This is a genomic window from Ruegeria sp. AB11 (assembly GCF_056536325.1).
The window spans coordinates 974,679-997,100 of the sequence record NZ_JBQFJO010000001.1 but is presented as its reverse complement, the minus strand read 5'-3'; the positions used below and the strand labels follow the sequence as shown (position 1 = coordinate 997,100).

20 protein-coding genes are annotated in these 22,422 nt (G+C 55.8%); 8 read left to right on the top strand and 12 right to left on the bottom strand.

Annotated elements, in window-relative coordinates; genetic code table 11:
* Window positions 1-17 precede the first annotated feature (17 nt).
* The 3 genes from ACR3EJ_RS05065 to ACR3EJ_RS05055 all read right to left on the bottom strand — a co-directional run bounded on the left by ACR3EJ_RS05065 (window position 18) and on the right by ACR3EJ_RS05055 (window position 2,969).
* Window positions 18-806: an ATP-binding cassette domain-containing protein gene (locus ACR3EJ_RS05065; protein WP_010438358.1), complete on the bottom strand. Its 789-nt coding sequence runs from the start codon at window positions 804-806 to the stop codon at window positions 18-20.
* Between the two features lies 1 nt (window position 807).
* Window positions 808-1,932, bottom strand: a complete 1,125-nt coding sequence (locus tag ACR3EJ_RS05060) for an ABC transporter permease (RefSeq protein WP_010438354.1) — start codon at window positions 1,930-1,932, stop codon at window positions 808-810.
* 86 nt (window positions 1,933-2,018) lie between these two features.
* Window positions 2,019-2,969 carry a sugar ABC transporter substrate-binding protein gene (locus tag ACR3EJ_RS05055; RefSeq protein ID WP_029621694.1) on the bottom strand — a complete coding sequence of 317 codons (951 nt, stop codon included), beginning with the start codon at window positions 2,967-2,969 and terminating at the stop codon, window positions 2,019-2,021.
* 188 nt (window positions 2,970-3,157) lie between these two features.
* On the opposite strand from ACR3EJ_RS05055, the gene ACR3EJ_RS05050 reads away from it, so the two are divergent.
* A complete protein-coding gene (locus ACR3EJ_RS05050) occupies window positions 3,158-4,156 on the top strand; it encodes a LacI family DNA-binding transcriptional regulator (RefSeq protein WP_170703551.1) in 999 nt (332 codons plus the stop codon).
* 2 nt (window positions 4,157-4,158) lie between these two features.
* Here the strand turns inward: ACR3EJ_RS05050 and ACR3EJ_RS05045 are convergent, their stop codons facing one another.
* From ACR3EJ_RS05045 to ACR3EJ_RS05035, 3 genes are read right to left on the bottom strand one after another with little or no spacing between them, the layout of a single operon-like run.
* A complete protein-coding gene (locus ACR3EJ_RS05045) occupies window positions 4,159-5,292 on the bottom strand; it encodes a Gfo/Idh/MocA family protein (protein ID WP_170542082.1) in 1,134 nt (377 codons plus the stop codon).
* 13 nt (window positions 5,293-5,305) lie between these two features.
* Window positions 5,306-6,199 (bottom strand): sugar phosphate isomerase/epimerase family protein, encoded by an 894-nt coding sequence (locus ACR3EJ_RS05040; protein ID WP_170542086.1) that lies wholly within the window; start codon window positions 6,197-6,199, stop codon window positions 5,306-5,308.
* A 19-nt stretch (window positions 6,200-6,218) separates the two neighbouring features.
* Complete coding sequence (locus ACR3EJ_RS05035) at window positions 6,219-7,322, bottom strand: Gfo/Idh/MocA family protein (RefSeq protein ID WP_170542089.1); 1,104 nt, start codon at window positions 7,320-7,322, stop codon at window positions 6,219-6,221.
* 129 nt (window positions 7,323-7,451) lie between these two features.
* Between ACR3EJ_RS05035 and iolD the strand changes: the two genes are divergently transcribed.
* The 7 genes from iolD (at window position 7,452) to ACR3EJ_RS05000 (ending at window position 16,762) form a co-directional block, all read left to right on the top strand.
* The gene (iolD, locus tag ACR3EJ_RS05030; RefSeq protein WP_170542092.1) at window positions 7,452-9,320 is read left to right on the top strand and encodes a 3D-(3,5/4)-trihydroxycyclohexane-1,2-dione acylhydrolase (decyclizing); all 1,869 of its coding nucleotides are present in this window, start codon (window positions 7,452-7,454) and stop codon (window positions 9,318-9,320) included.
* Complete coding sequence (locus ACR3EJ_RS05025) at window positions 9,320-10,159, top strand: phytanoyl-CoA dioxygenase family protein (protein ID WP_170542096.1); 840 nt, start codon at window positions 9,320-9,322, stop codon at window positions 10,157-10,159. The genes iolD and ACR3EJ_RS05025 overlap by 1 nt, the downstream gene beginning before the upstream one ends.
* Window positions 10,156-11,133, top strand: a complete 978-nt coding sequence (iolC, locus tag ACR3EJ_RS05020) for a 5-dehydro-2-deoxygluconokinase (protein ID WP_170542099.1) — start codon at window positions 10,156-10,158, stop codon at window positions 11,131-11,133. The genes ACR3EJ_RS05025 and iolC overlap by 4 nt, the downstream gene beginning before the upstream one ends.
* 12 nt (window positions 11,134-11,145) lie before the next feature.
* Window positions 11,146-12,003, top strand: a complete 858-nt coding sequence (locus ACR3EJ_RS05015; RefSeq protein ID WP_170542102.1) for a 5-deoxy-glucuronate isomerase — start codon at window positions 11,146-11,148, stop codon at window positions 12,001-12,003.
* Entirely contained in the window at window positions 12,000-12,830 is an 831-nt protein-coding gene (locus ACR3EJ_RS05010; RefSeq protein ID WP_170542105.1) for a class II fructose-bisphosphate aldolase, read from the top strand. Before ACR3EJ_RS05015 ends, ACR3EJ_RS05010 begins: the two co-directional genes overlap by 4 nt.
* Window position 12,831: 1 nt before the next feature.
* The gene (iolG, locus tag ACR3EJ_RS05005) at window positions 12,832-13,821 is read left to right on the top strand and encodes an inositol 2-dehydrogenase (RefSeq protein WP_170542107.1); all 990 of its coding nucleotides are present in this window, start codon (window positions 12,832-12,834) and stop codon (window positions 13,819-13,821) included.
* A 1,255-nt stretch (window positions 13,822-15,076) separates the two neighbouring features.
* Window positions 15,077-16,762: a tryptophan halogenase family protein gene (locus tag ACR3EJ_RS05000; RefSeq protein ID WP_170471469.1), complete on the top strand. Its 1,686-nt coding sequence runs from the start codon at window positions 15,077-15,079 to the stop codon at window positions 16,760-16,762.
* A gap of 167 nt (window positions 16,763-16,929) precedes the next feature.
* On the opposite strand, the gene ACR3EJ_RS04995 is transcribed toward ACR3EJ_RS05000, so the two are convergent.
* From ACR3EJ_RS04995 to ACR3EJ_RS04970, 6 genes are read right to left on the bottom strand one after another with little or no spacing between them, the layout of a single operon-like run.
* The gene (locus tag ACR3EJ_RS04995; protein WP_170542110.1) at window positions 16,930-17,868 is read right to left on the bottom strand and encodes a TIGR01459 family HAD-type hydrolase; all 939 of its coding nucleotides are present in this window, start codon (window positions 17,866-17,868) and stop codon (window positions 16,930-16,932) included.
* Window positions 17,832-18,647, bottom strand: coding sequence for a phosphonate ABC transporter, permease protein PhnE (gene phnE, locus ACR3EJ_RS04990; RefSeq protein WP_010438311.1), 816 nt, complete (start codon window positions 18,645-18,647; stop codon window positions 17,832-17,834). Before phnE (ACR3EJ_RS04990) ends, ACR3EJ_RS04995 begins: the two co-directional genes overlap by 37 nt.
* A complete protein-coding gene (gene phnE, locus ACR3EJ_RS04985) occupies window positions 18,647-19,462 on the bottom strand; it encodes a phosphonate ABC transporter, permease protein PhnE (RefSeq protein WP_170542113.1) in 816 nt (271 codons plus the stop codon). Before phnE (ACR3EJ_RS04985) ends, phnE (ACR3EJ_RS04990) begins: the two co-directional genes overlap by 1 nt.
* Entirely contained in the window at window positions 19,459-20,253 is a 795-nt protein-coding gene (gene phnC / locus ACR3EJ_RS04980; protein ID WP_170542116.1) for a phosphonate ABC transporter ATP-binding protein, read from the bottom strand. Before phnC ends, phnE (ACR3EJ_RS04985) begins: the two co-directional genes overlap by 4 nt.
* Before the next feature lie 58 nt (window positions 20,254-20,311).
* Window positions 20,312-21,286 carry a phosphate/phosphite/phosphonate ABC transporter substrate-binding protein gene (gene phnD / locus ACR3EJ_RS04975; RefSeq protein ID WP_170471462.1) on the bottom strand — a complete coding sequence of 325 codons (975 nt, stop codon included), beginning with the start codon at window positions 21,284-21,286 and terminating at the stop codon, window positions 20,312-20,314.
* Window positions 21,287-21,326: 40 nt separating this feature from the next.
* Entirely contained in the window at window positions 21,327-22,154 is an 828-nt protein-coding gene (locus ACR3EJ_RS04970) for a DeoR/GlpR family DNA-binding transcription regulator (RefSeq protein WP_319545622.1), read from the bottom strand.
* Window positions 22,155-22,422: the final 268 nt, after the last annotated feature.

The following is a 22,422-nucleotide window of genomic DNA, read 5'->3' as shown; positions in this document are numbered from 1 at the left end:
AGCGGGGTGTAATAAGCTCAAACCGTTCCGCCCAGACTGCCTTCCAGCTCGACCATCTCCTGGCCACCGGCCATCAGGTCCTGCAGTTCTTCAGGGGTAATCTGACCACGCTGCGCCGTACCTAGCGTCTGGCCACGGTTTAGGACCGTGAAACGGTCACCCACTGCCAATGCATGACGAACGTTATGGGTGATGAAGACAACGGCAATGCCCTGCTTGCGCACTTTGTCGATCGTCGCCAGCACGTTGGCCGTTTGGCGCACACCAAGGGCCGAAGTCGGTTCGTCCAAGATCAACACCTTAGCCCCGAAATGCACAGCACGCGCAATGGCAACAGTTTGGCGTTCACCACCCGATAACGTGCCAACCGCTTGATCGGGTCCACGTAGGTTGATGCCCATCTTCTTCATTTCTTCCATCGTGACCTTGTTGGCATAGTCATGATCGAAAAGCTGGATAGGACCGACCTTCTTGACCGGCTCGTTGCCCATGAAGAAATTGCGAGAAACCGACATCAGAGGGATCATCGCCAGATGCTGGTGCACTGTCGCGATCCCGGCTTCTATTGCATCGCGCGGGTCCGCGAAATGCATGGGGTGGCCTTCAAACAGAATCTCGCCATGCGTGGGCTGGTGTACCCCGGACATAGTCTTGATGAAGGTCGACTTACCCGCGCCGTTATCGCCAAGAAGACAATGACATTCACCGGGGAACACATCCACCGAGACACCTGCCAGTGCGATCACGCTGCCGAAGTGCTTTTCGATGTTCTTCATCTGGATGATGGGTGCATGTTCCGGATTCATATCAACGCTCCCCTGTGATGATGCGGCGAATATAGGTATTAAGGATCACGGCCCCCAGCAGGATCACCCCCAAGAACACCCGGAACAGTGAGCTTTCGACCCCGGCAAAGAACAAGCCCTGCTGCACGACGCCAAAGATCAACGCGCCAAGTGCTGCGCCCAGAACCGAACCGTAGCCTCCGGTCAGAAGCGCACCACCGATGACCACTGCAATGATTGCTTCGAACTCTTTCAGCAGACCCCGATCGGCACCAGCAGATCCGAACTCCATGACCTGACAGACGGCGAAGATCGTGGCGCAGAAGGCGGTGAACATGAACATCAGGATTTTGACCCGGTTCACGGGAACACCCGAGTTACGGGCCGCCTCAGCATCACCACCCGATGCGAAAATCCAGTTTCCGAATTTGGTTTTGGTCAGCAACACATGGCCAAAGATGATCAACACGATCGCCCAGACAATCAGCATCGGAACCCCATCCACGACGGGCTGACCCTGACGCGTGCCACGTTCGAACACGGCGATGATCCCGGCGTCCCCCATCCACTGAAAGAAACCTTGCAGGATTTTGCCGCCAAAGATTGGCGCCAGCCAATCACCCTCGGCCGCGTCCTTTACACCACCAATGATGGTTTTGCGTTCGATCACCTGTGGCAGGAAGATTGTGAAACCGCGCAGGATAAACAAGAAGGCCAGGGTGACAATGAAGCTGGGAAGCCCAGTACGGATCACGATCCAACCATTCAGCGCCCCAATTGCCAATGCCATGGCGAAGGTAACGATGATGGCCATCCAGACCGGCCAGGCCAGTGTGACCGAGAAGATTGCGATCATCATCCCTGAAAAGCCGATCATCGAACCGACTGACAGGTCAAACTCACCGGCGATCATCAGAAGACAAGCACCCACGGCGATGATCATGAACTGCGCTGATACAACCGACCAGTTCATCATGCCCTGTGCGTTAAACATCCCGCTGTCGAAAGCGAAGAGCAGGAAAAAGGTGAACACAGCGACCGTGCCGACCATCCCGCCAAGTTCTGGCCGGATCAGCGCCTTGCGCAGCGGAGAAATCTCTTTGATCCGTTCGTCGGTTACAGCCGTATTTTGAGCAGACTCGCTCATAAGAACGCCCCTCCGAGTTATGCAGTGATTTTGCGTCTGAAAGTCAAAACGGGCACCCCATGCTCAGGGTGCCCGCGTTTAAAGAATTAGCGGTACTCGCCAGCGAATTCTTCGATTTTGCTCAGACCGTCTGCAGTTACGAAACCGGGGCCCGAGTTGATGTTGTTGCCTGGCAGAACGCCGTAGCGGTGGTAGTTTGCCATGACAACAACCGGCAGATATGCCTGCAGGAAGGGTTGCTGGTCGATACCCCACTGGATCACGCCGGACTTGATGCCTTTGACGATTTCACCACCCAAATCGAAGGTGCCGAAATAGATGTCACCAGCCATGCCGTTTTCTTCCAGGGCCAGGATAGTCGGATCAGCCGAGGTCGGGCCAAGCGTCAGCACGGCATCCGTATCCGGATTCGCCGATAGATAGGCCAGCACGCGGTTTTTGATTTCGGCAGGGTCCTGACCGGCGTCAATCATCTGATCGCCCAGTTCGATCCCCAGACCGTCTGCAAAACCCTGGCAGCGTTCCTGGCTGGAGGGTTGCACGATATAGTGGTTCACGCACAGGAATGAGCCGATTCCGTCGCCCTTGGCCCGCTGACCTGCGGCGAATCCGGCGTCATATTCGGGCTGACCCACATACATCAGCGCGCCAACTTCACGCGCTTGATCCGGGGTGCCTGTATTCATGATGATCACGTCTACACCCGAATCCACGGCCGATTTGATTGGACCACTCAACACGTCATAGTCCGCCAGCGTGGTAATGATCCCATTCGGTCCCGAAGCCGCGGCCTGATCGATGATCCGCGCCATATCGGCAAGGTCGCCAGTAGGCGGGTTGCGATATTCAACCTCGACACCCATCTGGTCGCCCGCAAGCGCGATACCATTCTTGATGGTATTCCACCAGCTGTCGCTGTCAGGGGCGTGGCTAACCAGAATGTATTTCTCACCCTCAGCCGCAGCGCTCGTGGCTGCGATCAAAGGCGTCGCTGCGACGACAGCGGCCAGTGCCAGCTTCTTCGTCAGTGAAGTCATAATGTCCTCCCAAAACATATCGTTTTCCCGGAACGAGGTTTTTTCTCCGAACCTCTCCGACTCGATTTAGAACATATCTGATATCTTTTTGCAACCGGTTGCAAAACATATTGGAAGTGTTTCATACTGTATCTGCCAGAGAATACGGGTAAAAGGGCTGCTAAAAACTTAGAAAGGTCAGGCGGAATATGGCTGTCACATTGAAAGAGGTTGCAGAACGCGCGGGGGTTTCCCGGTCCGCTGTGTCGCGCACTTTCACCGATGGAGCCTCGGTTTCCGACAAAATGCGTCGCAAGGTTGAGAAGGCCGCGCGTGAGCTGGGATACAGCCCAAACGCCCTGGCATCCTCGCTGACAACAGGACGTACAAAACTGATCGGACTGGTCTCGAACAACTTTCACAACCCTATTTTTCTTGAAGTCTTCGACCTTTTTACCCGCGGCCTGCAGGACCGCGGCCTGCGCCCGTTGCTGGTGAACCTAACCGATGAGGTAGATCCGGCAAACTCGGTTCGTATGCTGCGGCAGTATTCGGTTGATGGCGTCGTGGTGGCATCCTCGACGTTGCCACCTGGTTTTGCCAAAGCGTTTCGCGATGCAGGTGTACCAGTGGTTCACAGTTTCGGCAGGTCCTCTTCGTCACCCCAGGTTCATGTTGTGGGCATCGACAATGTGGAATGCGGGCGCATGGCGGCGCGCGAACTTGTTGCACGCGGATATGGAAAGGTGGCCTTCCTTGGAGGACCCGAAGCCGCAACTTCTACACAAGATCGCCATGCGGGCTTCATGTCAGAAATGTCGCTGCACCCTCAGATCACTGTGACCTGCTCATTTGCCGAGGCCTACTCATTCGACGCAGGTCGTCAGGAAATGCTGAGCCTTTTGAAATCTGAACGGGCTGATGCCTATTTTTGCGGTGATGACGTATTGTCCATCGGGGTGTTGTCCGCGATTCTGGATAGCGGCCTAAACGTGCCCGAGGATATCGGCATCATTGGCTTGAACGACATGGAAATGGCGCGGTGGGAGAATATCGACCTCACCACGATCCATCAGCCAATCCGCCAGATCGTCAGTTCCTCAATCGAGTTGATGGTGGCGACCCTGAACGAGCCTGACCGATACCCTGAAGCGCGCATCTTTCCCTGCTCGGTGGTGGAACGGGGCACGTTGCGCCCCGTCCCTTAAATTTATCGGAACATCGGTGGGCGCGCATCCATCCACACGCTGCCCTGTTTTGCGGATTCGACCGCAGTATGCACCGCAGCCATTGACCGCACGCCGTCTGCAGCATTCGGAAGACCGTCACGGGTTTCTCCGGATATGGCATCCGCCAGATCGCAATAGATATTGGCAACAGCCAGAGGGAACCCTTCGGGATGCGCAATCGCCACGCGGCTTAGGCGCTGAGCCTCTTCGTGCAAACCGCCCTCACCTTTTTCGATGATCTGCATGCGACCGCCAACAGGCGTATAGATCAACTGATTTGGCTGCTCGGACGCCCAGCGCAAGCCGCCTGTTTCCCCAAACACCTGAATGTCGAACCCGTGCTGCCGACCGATGGCGACAGACGATGTCCACAGCCGACCGACCGCGCCTTTTTGCGTCCTGAAATTGACCATGGCGTCATCTTCCAGTTCGCGGCTACCAATGGTGGATGCGAAATCCGCCGACAGAGTCTCAACCTCATCATCGGCGATAAAACCAGCCATGTGCATTGCATGGATTCCACAATCGGCGAACTGCCCGGACACGCCCGCCATCGCCGGATCATAGCGCCAGCGGACGCGCGGATTGTCGGCATCAGTGGCATCCCCATGATGGCCATGGCTGAAATTAGTGACGACAAGACGGACCTTACCAATCTCACCGGCGCGCACCATCGCACGGGCCTGACGCACCATCGGATAGGCCGAATAGCAATAGTTTACCGCGCAAATCTTGCCGGATTTCTCGGCAACTTTGACGATCTCTTCACCCTCCTCCACGGTCATGGTCATGGGTTTTTCGCAAAGCACATTGAACCCGGCCTCAAGGAATGCCTTGGTGATCTCAAAATGCGTGGCATTGGGCGTGGCCACGGTGACCAGATCGATCCGGTCTTCGCGTCCGTGCTCACCTGCCAACATCTCGGTCCAATCGCCATAGGCACGGTCTGCCGCGATGCCCAACCTTTGTGCGTATTCGCGACCAACATCGGGCCGGTGATCCAGCGCCCCAGCAGCGAATTCGAAATGCCCGTCCGCCAGCGCGCCCAAGCGGTGCGCCGGTCCGATCTGGCTGCCTTCGCCGCCGCCAATCATGCCCCATTTCAGCTTGGTCATCGTCTTGGCCTCCTCAATTGAAACCAATGGATTCGAGGTATTCGCGGTTCTTCCGCGCGTCGCCGACTGGATCAGGATCGAGTGTAGGATCGCAGTCCTGTTCAACCGTGCACCACCCGGTGAAGCCTGCATCCAGCAGCACCTGACGGACCGACGGGAAATCCACGTCGCCTTCACCCAGATTGCAGAAAATCCCCTGCCCGCAGGCATCGTAAAAGCCCGTCCGGTTGGTAATGACATCCGCCTTCACGGTTGGCGAAATATCCTTGAAGTGCATATACGAGATCCGATCAACGTAGCGCTGCATGAAGCCAACCGGATCAAACCCGGCATAAGAATGATGCCCGGTGTCGAAGCAGATTTTCAGAAGGTTTTCATCGACTTCATCCAGCAATCGAATGAGTTCCGGCTCAAAGTCCATGAAACCTGCCGCATGGGCGTGCATGCCCACCGTCAGCCCGTATTCTTCCGCGCCAATGCGTGCACTTTCGGCGATCCGGTCGCGATATGCCGTCCACTCGGCCTTATCCATCTGCTCGGCTTCATCGGCGCGACCTGCGGTTGGTGCGCGACGGGGTGAGATCGCATCGATCAACACCAGATGCTGCGCCCCATGCGCCTTCAACGCGCGGGCGGTACGATGAGTGGCATCCAGCACATTCTCCCACGCGTTGGGGTCATGATAGTTGCGGAACACCACGCCCCCGATCAATTCCAGATCATGCTCGGCAAGCGCATCGGCCAGAACTGCTGGGTCTTCAGGCATAAAGCCCACTGGGCCCAGTTCGATGCCCTTGTACCCAGCCTCGGCACAGTCGCTGAGAACGGTTTTCCAATGCGGATTGCGCGGGTCCTGCGCGAATTCCACGCCCCAGGAACAGGGCGCATTACCAATTCTGATGCTCATCTTGTCTTGTCTCCGATGCTCAGAAATCTTCGATGTTTTTCCAGTTTTCATCCGCCGACGACGCCAGCGCCGCAGCAACGATCCGGTTGACCTCATGCCCGTCACGGAAGGTCGGCCAAACCGGCTTGCCTGTCTCGATCGCGCGTAGGAAATCACGCGCTTCGATGATGATCTGATCCTGATAGCCCGTGCCATGGCCAGGGCCCTGACAGAACGGCTCATAGTCCGGATGGGCGGGGCCGGTCAGGATTTTGCGGAAGCCGCGTTCGGACTCGGGGCCTTCCATGCGGTAGAGCCACAATGCGTTCTGATCCTCCTGATCAAACCGGATCGCACCCTTGGTGCCGCTGATCTCGTAGGCGTATCCCATCTTGCGCCCGGTCGCGATGCGGCTGAAATACATCGATCCCATCGCTCCGTTCGCGAAGCGTACCATCATCTGGGCGTGATCGTCGTTATCCACTTCACCACCCGGGCGGGTTTTATGAACCGTTTCGACCTCGGCCATCACGCGCTCGATTGGCCCAATTAGGGCTAGCGCCGCGTTTATCATGTGTGGCGCCAGATCGCCCATCGTCCCGTTGGACATTCCAGATGTGCGCCAGGTCGCCGGTGCCTGCGGGTCAGCATAAAAATCTTCCGTATGCTCACCGCGAAACCATGTGACGTCACCGATCTCACCATTGGCGATCAACTGACGGGCATGTTGGCTGGCGGGTGTGCGTATATAGTTGAACCCGACCATGTTGGTCAGACCTGAGGCCTCAGCCGCAGCCACCATGGCATCGCCATCTTCCATCGATGCACCCAGGGGTTTCTCGCATAAAACCGGCTTACCCAGCGCAAAGGCTGCCAGAGCAATCTCACGATGCGTTTCCTGAGGGGTAGCGATCACGACCGCCTCGACCTTTGGATCACTCACAAGCTCGCGCCAGCTATCTGTCGAACGCGCGAATCCATAAGACTGACGATAACGCTCAGCACTTTCTTGAGATGATGCGCACACCATCTCAAGTCGCGGGCGCAAAGCGGTGTTGAACACTGCCCCGACCGAAGACATGGCGACCGCATGGGCCTTGCCCATATACCCGCCGCCCAGAATGCCAATGCCGATATCTGCCATTCCGACGCCCTCCTCCGCTTTTTCTTGAAAACCATTTGCAACCGGTTGCAAAACTTGTATCGTGAGAATAGGACTCTCGCAAGCTGCATTCGGCATTGCACCTCAATTTTCCTAAAGGAGCCCGCAGACATGTCCGCGCAACATGACACTGTTTACCTGACAACGGCGCAGGCGATCATTCGCTGGCTGTCGAACCAATTTATCGAGATCGACGGACAGGAATATCGTTTATGTGGTGGAGGTTTCGGGATTTTCGGCCATGGCAATGTGACCTGCCTGGGAGAGGCCCTGAATACCGTGCGGGATGAGTTGCCACTCTATCGCGGGCAGAATGAACAGAGCATGGGATTCGCGGCCGCAGGCTATGCCAAACAATGGCTGCGTCAGCGATTCATGTTCTGCACCGCCAGCGCGGGGCCCGGCACTGCGAATCTGCTGACCGCAGCCGGACTGGCCCATGCCAATCGCTTGCCGATGCTGATGCTGTGCGGGGATACATTCATCACCCGCTTGCCTGACCCGGTTCTGCAGCAGATGGAAAACTACTATGACCCGACCTTCGGCGTGAACGACGCCTTCAAGCCGGTCAGCCGCTATTGGGATCGCATCACGCATCCGGCACAGGTCATTCAATCTCTGCCCGCCGCCATTGCGACGATGCTGGACCCGGGCGATTGCGGGCCTGCTTTCCTCGGGTTGCCGCAAGACGTGCAGGGTTGGACCTATGACTACCCGGTGAAGTTCTTTGAAAAGAAAGTCCACCGCATTCGTCGCCAATCGCCTGATGCGCATGAGATCGCTGATGCGGCTGCCGCGCTGGCAGGCGCGAAACGCCCGATGATCATCGCAGGCGGCGGCGTTCAGTACTCTAAAGCTGTCACCGAACTGACTAAGTTTGCCGAGAAGCACCAGATCCCGGTCGTCGAAACCATCGCAGGCCGCGCCAACATGCTGGCGACCCATCCGCTGAACATTGGCCCGATCGGCGTCACTGGATCGGACAGTGCCAACGCGATTGCAGAACAGGCCGATTTGATCGTCGCAGTCGGCACGCGGCTGCAGGATTTCACAACCGGATCGTGGACCGCCTTTGCCAAGGACGCTCAGTTCATCTCGATCAACGCGGCGCGGCATGATGCGGGCAAGCATATGTCGTTGCCGGTCGTGGGGGATGCCAAGCTGTCAATTCAGGCTCTAACACAGGCGGTTGATTACACTGCGCCATCCGATTGGGTATCCCTGGCACAGGACGAACGGCACAAGTGGGATGCCTATGTGGCCGAGAATGTCTCCTACGGAAACCGTCCGAATTCCTACGCTCAAGCCATCGGCGTCGTGAATGAACTGTGCGACACACGCGACCGTGTGGTTGCCGCTGCTGGGGGATTGCCCGCCGAGGTTACAGCCAACTGGCGCACTCTGGATATCGGTACCGTCGATGTCGAGTTCGGCTTTTCCTGCATGGGCTATGAGATCGCAGGCGCCTGGGGCGCGCGCATTGCCCAATCCGAGCGCGAGCCTGAGAAAGACACCATCACCTTCTGCGGTGACGGCTCGTACATGATGTTGAATTCAGACATCTATTCCTCGGTCCTGAGCCGTAAAAAGATGATTGTTCTGGTGCTGGACAATGGCGGCTTTGCAGTCATCAACAAGCTTCAGAACAACACAGGCAACGAAAGCTTCAACAACCTGCTGGAAGATTGCCCGACCATTCCGGAACCCTTCGGGGTTGATTTCACGGCCCATGCCACCGCGATGGGAGCGACGGCCGAGAAGGTGGCAAACCCGGCAGAACTGGCCGAAGCCTTCAAACGCGCCAAAGCCAGCGACAAGACCTATGTGATCGTGATGGATGTGGACGCCTATGAAGGTTGGACAACCGAAGGCCATGCCTGGTGGGAGGTTGGAACCCCTCATACCTCGGCCGATGAAAACGTGCGCAATGCCCATGTTGAATGGGAAACCACTCGTGAAAAGCAGCGTAAGGGTATCTGATGAAACGGTTTACAGCAGAGACAGCCGATCCTGACGTCATTGTCGATGAGCTGCTGAATGGAGGCGGAGCCGTAGCCATTTCAGGCCTGTTCACACCCGAGGAAATCGCCGAAGCCCGCGCGATCGTCATGGAGCATTCCGAGGCGGCGGCCGAGAAAGTGACCCACTTTCAAGGTGCTGCGGAAGAGGATGGCAAACTGAACCTGCAGCGACGGGTTTGGAACCTGTTGGCGAAGGGTGATGTGTTTTCTCGCATGGCGGCGCATCCGGTTCTGATGAAGATCCTCCGCAAGTTTCTGGGGACTGAGTTCATCATGGGCTCAATCGCCGCCAACCGCATCCTGCCCGGCGGTCCGGGGCAAGAGCCGCATGTGGATTATCCCTATTGGGACTTTCACAGCCCCGAAACGCATCCCGTGGGTCTGAATGGGTCATTTCCGATGAACGCGCAGGTCTCGGTTTTGCTGGACCCGTTCACCAAGGAAAGCGGCGCGACCGGCTATGTACCCGGATCGCAGAAAGAGCTGCGGTATCCCACACCTGAAGACAAGTTCTTCGACAAATGCGAGCAGATGACCGGTGAGCCCGGCGATGTTGCTCTTTTCTATGGCGTGACATGGCATTGCGCGATGCCAAACAACGCAGATCACGACCGCAGTGCGATCCTGATCCAGTACCTGCCCAAATGGGTCAAACCGATGGAAGATATGCCTGCTGCGCTGCCACAAGACTTCCTCGATCAGGCAAGCCCTGACATGCGGCAATTGCTGGGTCTGAATTATCCCTACCCCGAGGTGCTTGACGCTGCGCGGGCAGGCAATACCGAGGGGCGCAAGTGACACTAATCAAAGGCATAAAAGGCAACCGCTTTGCCGTGTTCGGACGCGCGGGCATGGATTTGTTTGCCGGTCCCATCGGCACCAAAAGCGTTGATGCGGATACGTTCCATGCCGATCTGGGCGGCTCAAGCGCCAATATCTGCGCGGGGCTGGTCAAGCTTGGCGCTCAGGCCGCGTTGGTTACATCTGTATCAGATGATGCAGTCGGCCGGTTCTGTGTGAACCGGCTGCGGGATTATGGCGTTGAAACGCGATATGTCCGTGCTGTGGGCGGCGAGGCGCGTACGTCCTTGGCTGTCTACGAAAGCTGCATCGAAGACTTTCAGAATGTCATCTACCGCAACGGCGCCGCCGATTTTCAGGTGACCGAAGCTGATATGGATGCGGTGGATTATACCTCGTTTTCTGCCCTGATCACAGCGGGCACGGTGTTTGCGGCAGAGCCTTCACGCTCGGCTACGTTCCGCGCGTTTGAAAATGCGCGCGCTGCAGGATTGCCGGTAATCTTCGACATTGATTATCGCCCCTATAGTTGGCCCTCGGCGCAGGTGGCCTCAGATGTTCTGACCCGTGCAGGGAACGAAAGTGATCTAATCGTCGGCAATGACGAAGAATTCGGCTTTATGGCGGGCGGCATTGAAAAGGGCTTGGACAAAGCCCGCGAACTGGCTGCCAACGGCAAGATGGTGGTCTACAAGATGGGCCATGAAGGGGCTATCACCCTGACCGACGGGCAAGAGATCCGCACCGGCATTTACCCGGTCACCGCCGTGAAACCCAATGGCGCAGGCGATAGCTTCTTGGCCGGTCTGCTGGCCTCAATCGCCGCGGGGCATGACTTGCGTGACGCGGTGCTGCGCGGCTCGGCCTGCGCGTCCATTGTCGTGTCGAAACCCGGTTGTGCCAGGGCCATGCCGACAACGCCTGAACTGGACGAATTTCTGGCCCGACACCCGGGCCCCACGGATACCTGAAAGGAGACGCAGATGCATATCGCGCCCCATGACAACCAGAACAAACCTATTGTCGATGCCGACAATGATCTGGTGCCGCTGAACTATTTCAACATCGTCAAGCTAAAAAAGGGCGAAGTGTTCGAATACGCCGTGCCAGGCTATGAGACTTGCATTGTGCCTGCCACTGGCACTGTGGATGTGGATGTGGACGGCGCGATTTATACCAACCTCGGCAACCGCACCATCGACGTCTGGGATGGCGACCCCGAAGGTGTCTATGTACCCGTCGGCGCCAAAGTTCGTGTCACCTGCGTGACGGACGAGACCGAGACCTTCATCGCGGGCGCGAAATTCGACCGCGTGCTTGAGCCTTTTGATGTCCGCGTGCCCGAGCTGGATCTGGTTCAATACGGTTCTGACGACACCAAAACGCACCGCAAGATCAAACACATTCTTGGCGCAAACCACCACGACAAGGTGGGTCGCCTGCTGGTGTCTGAACTTTTCACCGTGGGTCAAGGCGGTTGGTCTGGCTTTCCTAGCCACAAACACGACACCGACCGCAAAGGTGACGATGGCGAGATGATCGAAACCCGCCATGACGAGACCTACAATTTCCGCTTCCGGCCCGACTATGGCTCGGGCATCCAGATGCTCCAGCGTGAGGACAACAAGCCGGGCGATGCCTATCACATCATGGATGGTTCAACGATCATGATCGACAAAGGCTATCACCCTTGCGCGGTTCTGCCGGGGTACGAAATGTACTATTTCACCATCCTCGGCGGCCTCAGCCAGCGCTCGCTAAAACAGTACTTCCAACCGACGCATGCAGCCCAGCTGCACACCATCCCCGGAATCATGGATATGGTGGCCAAGTTCAAATGAGCCTTGTGACATTATCGGACGCGCTGCAACCCGCGCTGCGTGACGGCTATGCCGTGGCCGGGCTGGTGACTTTGGGCTGGGAGGATATGCGTGCCTATGTGGCCGCTGCCGAAGCCGAAGGCGTGCCTATCATCCTACAAGCCGGTCCATCCTGCCGCGAACACACGCCGCTGCCGGTTCTGGGCAAGATGTTCCGCCATTTGGCCGAGGGGGCAAGCGTACCTGTGGTGGCCCATCTGGATCACGGCTACACCCATGAAGACTGCCGCATCGCCATCGACAGTGGCTTCACCTCGGTCATGTTCGACGGCTCGCGCAAACCATTGGTGCAGAACATTGCCGAGACCGCAGCGATTACCGAAATGGCGCATGCCGCCGGTGTTTCCTGCGAAGGAGAAATCGGCTTTGTTGGCTATTCCGGCGGCGAGGGCTCGGACGGCACCGATCCGGATGAGGCCGCACAATTCGCCCGCGAGACCGGCGTGGACGCGATGGCCATCTCGGTCGGCAACGTCCATCTACAGCAGAATAAAGAAGGTGGCTTGGACGAGGCCCGCATCCGCGCTATCGAAGCCGTTACCGAGATACCGCTGGTGATCCATGGCGGTTCGGGCGTGCCCGTCGCGCAGCGTACTGCTCTGGCGCGCGGGTCGAAAATCTGCAAATTCAACATTGGAACCGAATTGCGGATGGCCTTTGGGAATGCCCTGCGAACGGCCGTGAATGCCGATCCGGACAGGTTCGACCGCGTTCAAATACTGAAAGATACACACGAGCCGGTAGTCGAGGCGACCCGCCGGGTTCTGCAAGCATTCAAAGGGGCATGATATGCTGAATATCGGATTACTGGGCTGTGGTCGCATCGGCCAGGTCCACGCACGGTCCATCGGGCAGATCGACGGCGCGCGTGTCGCAGCCGTGGCGGACGCCTTCGAAGAGCCCGCGCAGATGCTGGCCGCCAAAACCAGCGCAATGGTTCTGTCGGCAGAAGAAATGATCGACAGCGCTGATGTCGACGCGGTGGTCATCGGCACCCCGACCGATACCCACTACGATCTGATCCACAAAGCCGCGAATGCTGGCAAAGCTATCTTCTGCGAAAAGCCAGTTGATATGTCCGCAAACCGCATCCGCGACTGCATCAAAGTTGTCGAAGCCACCGGCGTGCCCTTCATGACTGCCTTCAACCGCCGCTTTGATCCCAGCTTTGCCAATATCCAGTCCCGCATCGCCAACGGCGAAATCGGAAACGTCGAGATCGTCACCATCCTGTCCCGCGATCCCTCGCCGCCACCAATCAGCTATATCGAAAGCTCGGGTGGGCTGTTCCGCGATATGATGATCCACGATCTGGATATGGCGCGCTTCCTTCTGGGTGAAGAACCAATCAGCGTCTACGCGGTTGGCTCTTCGCTGGTCGACCCCGAGATCGGCAAGGCCGGAGATGTCGATACCGCTGCTGTCACCTTGACCACGGCGAGCGGCAAGATTTGCCAGATTTCAAACTCGCGCCGGGCAAGCTATGGCTATGATCAACGCATTGAAGTTCATGGTGAGAAGGGCATGTTGCGGGCTGAAAACATGCTGGAAAATGCGGTCGAGATTGCGACACCTGCCGGGTTTCAGAAAGCCCCCGCGCAACATTTCTTCCTTGAGCGATATGAAAGTGCCTATCGGGCAGAAATGGGACACTTCGTTGATGCGGTGTCTCGCGCATCCTCTCCCTCTCCGGGTATCGTTGACGGGTTACGGGCGCAGGAACTGGCAGATGCGGCAGACACTTCCTTGAAGCAGGGATCGGTTGTGAAGCTCGCGTAATACCTCACACACTGAAATGAGGGATAAGGTACGACGCGCTGCACTCGTACCCCCTCAAGAAATCATCAGACATCCTCCAAGCGCGCCGTAACTGTTTAGTATCTGCATGAGATGTCCGGAATGTGTCTGAAAGATTAAATTTTTCGGACGTTGGGAAAACCGATATACTTGGTTACTCGCTTCAAGCACGCGGCTCGCCTTTGAGCCAGTGTTGCGATCTTTTTCAGATACAGAGCCAATTTTTGCGGGATGAACGTTCGGGTGCGAAGGAGCTGCGAACGCAGCGGAACGAGAATAACTGTCTGTGACGGATGTTGGAGGCTGTCATGCTAGATAACGGGGCAATGAAGGTTCTTTCGACAAAAAAACTTAAGGCGATTTTTCGTCCTCCGTTGATCCAAGGACAATAGTCAGGCGTGTGAACTGAACGGCCTGTTTAGGTCAGTCTTCCAATACCAGATACAATACTGGGGTAATGAAGTCCTTCGCGAGCAATAGCGGGAATTGGAGAATGAACGTCGTCAGTCCGACTATCCATTTGCCAGTAGGTGATCGCCTGAAATCACCGTAAAGCGTCGTCTGGACATTCTGCCGTCTACGCCAATCTCAACCGTGCCACCCAGACTGCTTCTCCTGAGCAACTCAAGGGCTCCATTCAGCAAGCCTCGACCGGCCCTCTAAGCTACAGAAAGAAATGAGGATTGATGCTACATCCAGTCGGCCCGGATCAACCTGCTGGATCACGCCATAGGAGACCCGGCGCGGAACCAAAGCTGATCTCAAACTGCCTACAAGACCTTGAAGGGATGGCCACTTTGGTTCCAGTAAATTCAAATAAACGGGTTCGTTGGGCGGCCCTTCTCGTGTTACAAGCTATTAATTCATTGCGGTAATTCCGAAATATCAACTGGGAGACATGGCAAAGCTCACCAGTGGAGCTTGCAAATCTAATCGGGCTAACAGCAGAATAACCCATGTTTGCAATTATCTCGCAAAACTTTGGGCGACTACGCTTGAATTTCCTAAGTGCAATCAAACAAAATGAACGTCTCTTAACAAAAATATTTTTAGGCATTTTAGGGATCTGGCACCAGATCAGTGGATGTGCAGGTCGAACGAATTGCCATAGACTCTGGCTGTACGCAGGAAAGCTGTTATGTTTCCCCCAAGCCAACGGGGAACGCTGCCAAATATACATCAGTACAAAACAAGAAGCAGCTGCAAATTCCCCTCGAGCCAACAGGGACAAATAAACATGAATAATCGTTTGCGCAAAATCACCATCGTTGGGGGTGGTACAGCCGGTTGGATGACCGCGCTGATCTTGGACATGGTGTTTTCACGCACTTCGGCGCCTAAGGATCGTCCGCGTATTTGCCTGATCGAGAGCCCCAATATCTCAACCGTGGGCGTTGGGGAAGCGACTGTACCGCGTATGCCGGTCACGCTCCGCCAGGCGGGTATTGCCGAGAGGGATTTTTTCCGCGAAACCAACGCGTCATTCAAGCTGGGTGTGAAGTTCTGTAACTGGAACAACGACGCAAAGGGCAATCGCATTGATTATGTAAACCCGTTTGCGCATGGTCAATTGCTGGAAGGGTTGGAAGCAGCCGAGTATTTCCTACGATTTGGCAATGGCGATCGGGATTTTACGCAATCGATCTCGCCGCATGATGATCTTGCTCGCCTGTGCAAAGGGGCGCGGCCCTTAGGTGCGCCCGAATTCGAGCAGCGGTTTGGCTATGCCTATCATTTGGATGCCGTGAAATTTGCGGGTATGTTGACCAAAGTCTGTACCAAGCGTGGCGTTGAACATATTCAGGACGAAGTTCAATCGGTCGAGCTGGATGAACACGGTAACGTCAGTCATTTGATGTTAGAGCGCAAGGGCCGCCATGACATCGAGATGGTCATTGATTGCACCGGCTTCCGCGGGTTGATCATCAATCAGGCGCTGGGCGAGCCATTTATGGATTATTCCGAATACCTGCCCAACGATCGCGCCATGGCATTGCAGATCGAACATCCCGATCCGGAGAAGATCGAAAGCGTCACGCGGTCGACGGCGCTTGGTGCAGGTTGGACGTGGCGGGTGCCACTCTACAATCGCGTGGGCACGGGCTATGTGTATTCATCGGCGCATCGTACCGATGATCAAGCGGCGGATGAATATCTGGAGTGGCTGGGTGATAGCGGCAAGGGTCTGACACCCCGCGTGATCCCGATGCGCGTCGGCCGCGTACGCAATGCGTGGGTCAAGAACTGTCTTGCGATCGGTCTGTCTGGTGGCTTCATAGAACCGCTTGAAAGTACCGCAATCCATATGATCGATCATGCAATACGCTGGTTCGCTGAGCATTTGCCGACACGCGATATCGAGCCAGCGCTGCGCAATCGGTATAACCGTCAGATGAACAAGCTCTACGACGAAGTTCTAGATTTCATCTGTCTGCACTACCGATTGGGGAACCGCACCGATGATCAATACTGGATCGACGCCCGCACCGAGATGAAAATCCCGGATCGGTTGGCTGAGAACCTAGAGCTGTGGCAGCACCGTCTGCCGATGGAACACGATATCGAGTTTGCAACGCTGTTCAACTTCCGCGTTTATCAGACCGTCCTTTTGGGCAAGCAGGTTTATGATACCGGCTATGGCACGGGCATACGCGATCGCATTCGGCCGTTGAAGAAACCGATTTGGTTCCAGTGGTGGAAAGGTGCGAAAATGGACCTCGCGCAGATCCTCAAATCAATGCCAGATCACAAAACGTTGCTGCGCGATATCCGAGGAGAGCTGGAGAAACCCGCCTTTGGTAAAGCGGCTGTTGCGAAACCAACAGTCGCGATGCCGGGCACCGCTCCGGCTCCTGTGGTTGTGCAGAACATGCCGAACTTCGCCGAAATTCAAAGTGGCGCGAAGGACTTGCAGCTATTCTAGGGCAGTATTGAAAACGCAGTAGAGCGTCTTCCAATACGTTGTAGCGGCACGCATAACCCACCAATTGCTGGTCAGGTTCTATTTTTGCGAATAGGCCTCTGACCAGCTCTTGGTTTGGTATGTCTTAGCGGTCCTATGGATAGCATTCGATGGGGTTTCGGCCAGTTTCAAGGACGGCTTACGATGATGTCCGGAACGATACCGGCCTTATCGATTGCTGTTTCAATATCGTGTCCGGCAAAAAAACCGTAACCTGAGACCAAAGCCGACGCGATCCCTGCTGCATTTGCGCCCAAAATATCTGTATGCAAGCTGTCGCCGACCATGAGAACGCGGGATTTGTCGATGGATCCCAGCCGTTTGAATGCCAGATCGAAAATGTTGCCGAACGGCTTTCCGAAGAATTCAGGGACCACACCTGTTCGGTCGGCGAGGCGATGTGCGAACAGGCCAGGTTCAATTGAAAAGCCACTTTCTCGGGGGGCAACAATATCCGGGTTGCCGACCAATACAGGTCGCTGCCGCTTTGACAGAGTAGACTCCAACAATGCCTGACGCGCTTCGGTCCAGGCCGCAGACCCAATCATCAAAAATCCGTCGACCGCATCATAGGGTGTTGGATCTTCTTCTAGATAGGTCAGGTTCAAACCTTCCAGATCGCGAAGGCCCGTGCTTGGTGTTGCCATCAACCCCCAGTGCAGATCGCGTTGCAAATCAAGATTTGCAAGCAGCGTTGCGCGGCTGGTGATGACATCCTGCGAAGCAAAATCATAGCCAAGCCGAGTGTATTTCTCGATCAATGCCGCATGAGGGAACCCGGCAGCATTCGAAACCACAAGAACGCGCTTTCCCATGACCTTTAGATTTGCGACCCGTTCAGGCGTACCGGGGATAGCGGTTTCACCAATGTTAAGAACTCCGAACGCATCCAAAAGGAAGACGTCAAACTCATCGGCTACATCTTCAAGTGTTTCCACCCGACGAAAGGACTGGCCAGTAGCGGCAGCAGAGGGCAGACGATGCCGCGCAGCTTCGTATGCATTGAACGCCTCTTCAATCGAGATTTGGCTCAAATGATCGCCCCCCGCACTTTGGCAGAGACCCATTCGCTGATCATCACGGCAATCAGGATGACAATCAGGATCAGGCTGACCTGCGGCCATGCCAGGACATTGAGCGAAGCCGATAGTTGCAGTCCGATACCCCCCGCTCCAACCAGGCCAAGAACCGTGGATTCGCGGATGTTGATATCCCAGCGAAAAACGGCGATGCCTGCAAAGGCGGGCAGAATTTGTGGGACGATGCCATAAGCCATGATCTGCCAGCGCGATGCGCCGGTGGCCGTTATGGCCTCGACCTGAGTGTGGTCGATTTCTTCTATGGCTTCATAAAGCAGCTTGGCGCAGAACCCGATAGACCGGATCGCGATGGCGATAACGCCTGCGAAAACCCCTGGACCGATGATTGCGATCAGCAGGAGGGCCCAGATCAACGAGTTGATCGAACGGGTTGAAACGATAATCAGCAGCGCGACAGGCCGGATGAAAACTGCCGAGGGCGTGGTATTGCGCGCAGCCAGAAAAGCGACTGGTACGGCAAGAAACAGGGCGATGATCGTGCCGAGCGTGGCAATATTCAGCGTGTCCCAGATCGGACGCCCCAATTGCGTGATATAGTCCCATTTTGGTGGTGTCGCACGGGTCCAAATGTCATTTGCGATGCGCGGTGCATCCCAGACAAAGAACCAAGTCGTCGACGCCGAGATGATCTGCCAGCAATAGACAAAAACTGCGACGCCCAAAAGCCAGCCAAACCAGCGAACAAGGCTTTGTCCGGTCGTTCGCCTGCGCCAAATCTGCGTACCTTCCTGCTCCAGAACCGGCATTACTGTACCCTCGCGCGAATGATACCCGAGAGGTATTCGAGCGCCATGACGATCCCGATAATCAGGATCAGTATGGCGGCAGCAGTGTCGTATTCGTATCGATCGAAGGCTGTGTTCAGTGTCGCTCCGATGCCGCCCGCACCCACAAGCCCTAAAATGGCGCTTTCGCGGAAATTGATATCGATCCGGTACATTGAAAGACCAACCAGCCGCGGCATGACCTGCGGCTGCACGCCGTAATTGATCCACTGCATCCAGCGTGCGCCCGAGGCTTTGATGGCTTCAGCCTGCACTTTGTCCATGGCCTCGATATCTTCAGCCAGAAGTTTCGACAAAAACCCGATGGTGGCGAATGAGAGCGTTAGGAAACCTGCCAGCGGACCAAAGCCAAAGATCGCAACCAACAGGATCGCTACAATGATCTCTTGCAAGGCACGGCTGATGGCGACAATGCCGCGGCAGATGACGTAGATGGGCAGAGGAGCGATGTTGCGTGCAGCACCCAGTCCGATCGGGATCGAAATCAGGATGCCCACAACGGACGCCGCAACAGTCATGACAATGCTTTCCAGCAAACCGCTCCAGATATCGCCCCAGCGCGATATGAAATCGGGGCTGGTGAAGGCGAGCACAAAGGCCCAGCCGCGATCCAGCCCTTCATAAACCCGACCCCAATCGACCTCGATGGTCAGAATGGCGGCAATCAGGTAGGCAACAAAACCAACAATCAGAGCCCAGCGGAGCATCGCGTTCTTAACAAACGGCGGTTTGCGCCACCCCTTGCCAAGAACGTCATCAAGTTCGGTTTGGCTCATTCTGCGGCCTCGATCTCTTCGTCTTCGTCCACTTTTTCAATCGTGGCTTCCCAGTCTTCTTCACCGTAGATTTCGGTTAGTTTGTCGGGGGTAAGACCGGTGGGGAGGCCGTCATATACGATCTCGCCAAACCGAAGACCCACGACGCGCGGCACGAACATCTGCGCAAGCGCCACATCGTGAATGTTGATGATCGCTGCCAATCCGCGTTCCTGACAAAGCTCGGTAATCAACCGCATGATCTGACGGCTGGTTTTGGGGTCCAAAGAGGCAGTTGGCTCGTCCACCAGCAAAAGTTTGGGGTTCTGAATCAGAGCGCGGCAGATGCCGACCCTCTGACGCTGACCGCCCGACAGTTCATCGGCGCGTTTGTCTGCCATATGCAGCAGTCCTACCCGATCAAGCAGACGAAAGGCTTCATCGACATCAGATTGAGGGTATCGCCGCAGGAAGCTGCGCCAAAAGCCGACATATCCCAACCGCCCTGACAGGACGTTTTCCATAACCGTCAGGCGTTCAACGAGCGCATATTCTTGAAAGATCATACCCATTTCGCGTCGCGCTTTGCGCAACCCGCCTGAGCCAAGTTTGGTCAGGTCGGTATCATCTAGCATGACAGCGCCACTTGTCGGCTCAACCAGTCGATTGATGCAGCGGATCATCGTGGATTTGCCTGCGCCGGATGGGCCGATCAAAGCAAGCACCTGTCCCTTGGGCACATCAAGATTGATTGCTTTTAGCGCCTGATCCCCGGTTTTGTAAGTTTTGGTAAGCTCTCGAAGCCGCAGCATTTAATACCCCTGTAAGGGTTGAGACGGGCCCGGCGGGGCCCGTCATTATAGTAACGGATTATTGGCAGGCGTAGGAAACGCCGTTTGCCGCATCAATCTTGCGGATCACGTCCCAGAATTCCTGATAGGTCATTTCGAGGAACTGGCCTTCGTTCGATTTTGAGAACTCAGCCTCAAGTGTCGTGCCGTCCCATTCGAAACTGAAGAAAGCGTTGCGGATTTTCTCCTGCAGTTCCGGAGTCAGGTTGTACACGGTGCCAAAGCCGGTCGTCGGGAAAGTCTGCGACTTGTAGATCGTGATGACGTCGTCTTCGTTGATCACATCTCGCGAGATCATCCGCGATTTGACCGAGTTTGCGATCGAAGCAGCCAGATAGTCCTTGTTGGCCACACCGAGGATCGAGTTGTCATGTTTGCCAGAATAGACTGGTTCGAAATCACGTTCGGGCAACAGATCAAAGTCGCTTTTCAGAATGGCCGACGGTGCCTTGAATCCCGAGTTCGAAGTGGGTGAGGTAAAGGCCAGTTGCTTGCCCTTGATGTCCTCGACCTTTTCGATGCCAGAGCCTGGATAGGTAATGATCTCCATTTCATACCCGAAGTTACCATCTTTTGAGGCCATGATCGTGAAAGGACGGAACCCGGCGCAGTTCACCGCCAGCGGGTTCGAACCAGTGTTGAAACCCGCGATATGCAGGCGTCCAGACCGCATCGCCTCGATCTGGGCGGCGTTGTTCTGAACCGGGAAGAAGACAACATCTTTACCGGTTTCAGCTTTCAAATGGTCAAGAAAGTCCGACCACGCGGTTTTGTAAACGGCTGGGTCCTCGACCGGAGTGTAGGCGAAGATCAATGTGTCGGGATCGATCTGTTCGGAAGGATCGGTGGGGATGTCCGCGATCAGATCACCGTCGGCATCGCAGAACCGTTCATCCAGATCACCGCGCGGACAATCCTGAGCCGACGCAGCCCCGCCCAACGACAAAAGTGCAAATGCTGATGCTCCGATCAGTAATTTGACGTCAATATTCATATTATTCCTCCCAGTTATGCGTGGCCGTCACTGTCCACAGTTAGTCGTTCTTTGAAATGGATTCTCCGATAAGAATGGCAACGCCAGCTGCATTGATAGAGCCCAGCAAATCACCTTTCGGCTTTGTGTCGGTGATGATGGAATCCAGCCCATCAAGATCACCTACCTGCGACAGGCCTTTGCGCCCGAATTTTTCTGAACCAATCAGCAAATGCCGTTTAGCTGATCGCGCCAACATCTTTTGTTTGACCGCAGCAAACCCCTGCACGGTCTCAGACGGGCCCTCGGCCGAAATTCCGGATGCCCCGATCATGCATTGATCGACATTGAAACGGGACAGGTATTCGAGCGTATCAGTGCCAATAATGGCCGATTCCTCGGCAAGATACTCGCCTGGGCACAAGAGAACCTGGGTGGGCGAATGGCCGAGTGTCATCGCTACGGGGATTGAGTTTGTTATCACCGTGCACTCAGTTCCCTGATAAGAAAGCGCGCGCGCCATCTCAACCGTGGTCGAACCGGAATCTATCATCACCGTATCGCCATCCTGAATCAGCGCGGCCGCACATCTTCCAATTCGTTCACGCTCCTCCGTACGCGCATTGGTCCGTTCATCAAGACTTGGATATCGTCCCTGTGTGGGCGCAGATGCCCCGCCATGTGCGCGTGCGATCAGCCCGTCTTCTGACAAGGCATCGAAATCCCGGCGCACGGTTTCTGCCGACACATTGAACCGCTGCGCCAGCTCACTGATCCGGACATGCGGGCGCAACTTCAGTTCAAGCAGGATCTCTCGACGGCGATCGGATTTTTTAACCCGAGCCTGACTTTTTTCAGACCTCATCCCGCGTGTTTCTGTTTTGGACATCCGGCAACCCGACTCGGCTTCATATTCACTTTTGTGGTGTTTCGGGCGTTTTGCAACTATTTCTGTTGCAAAACCCTCATATTGTTGTGAGACTTCGGAAAACATTGCCTCTTTCGAAGTCCCGGATCAATGTATGGATTGGCTGGTTGGCATCGCAGAGAACGGTAATTGAACGGACATACAGAATGCGCGATGGCCACGTTCGAGGAACAACGAAAGTCTGAAGGAAAAAGCACATAATACACCGGGAAAACCGGACGCAATGAAC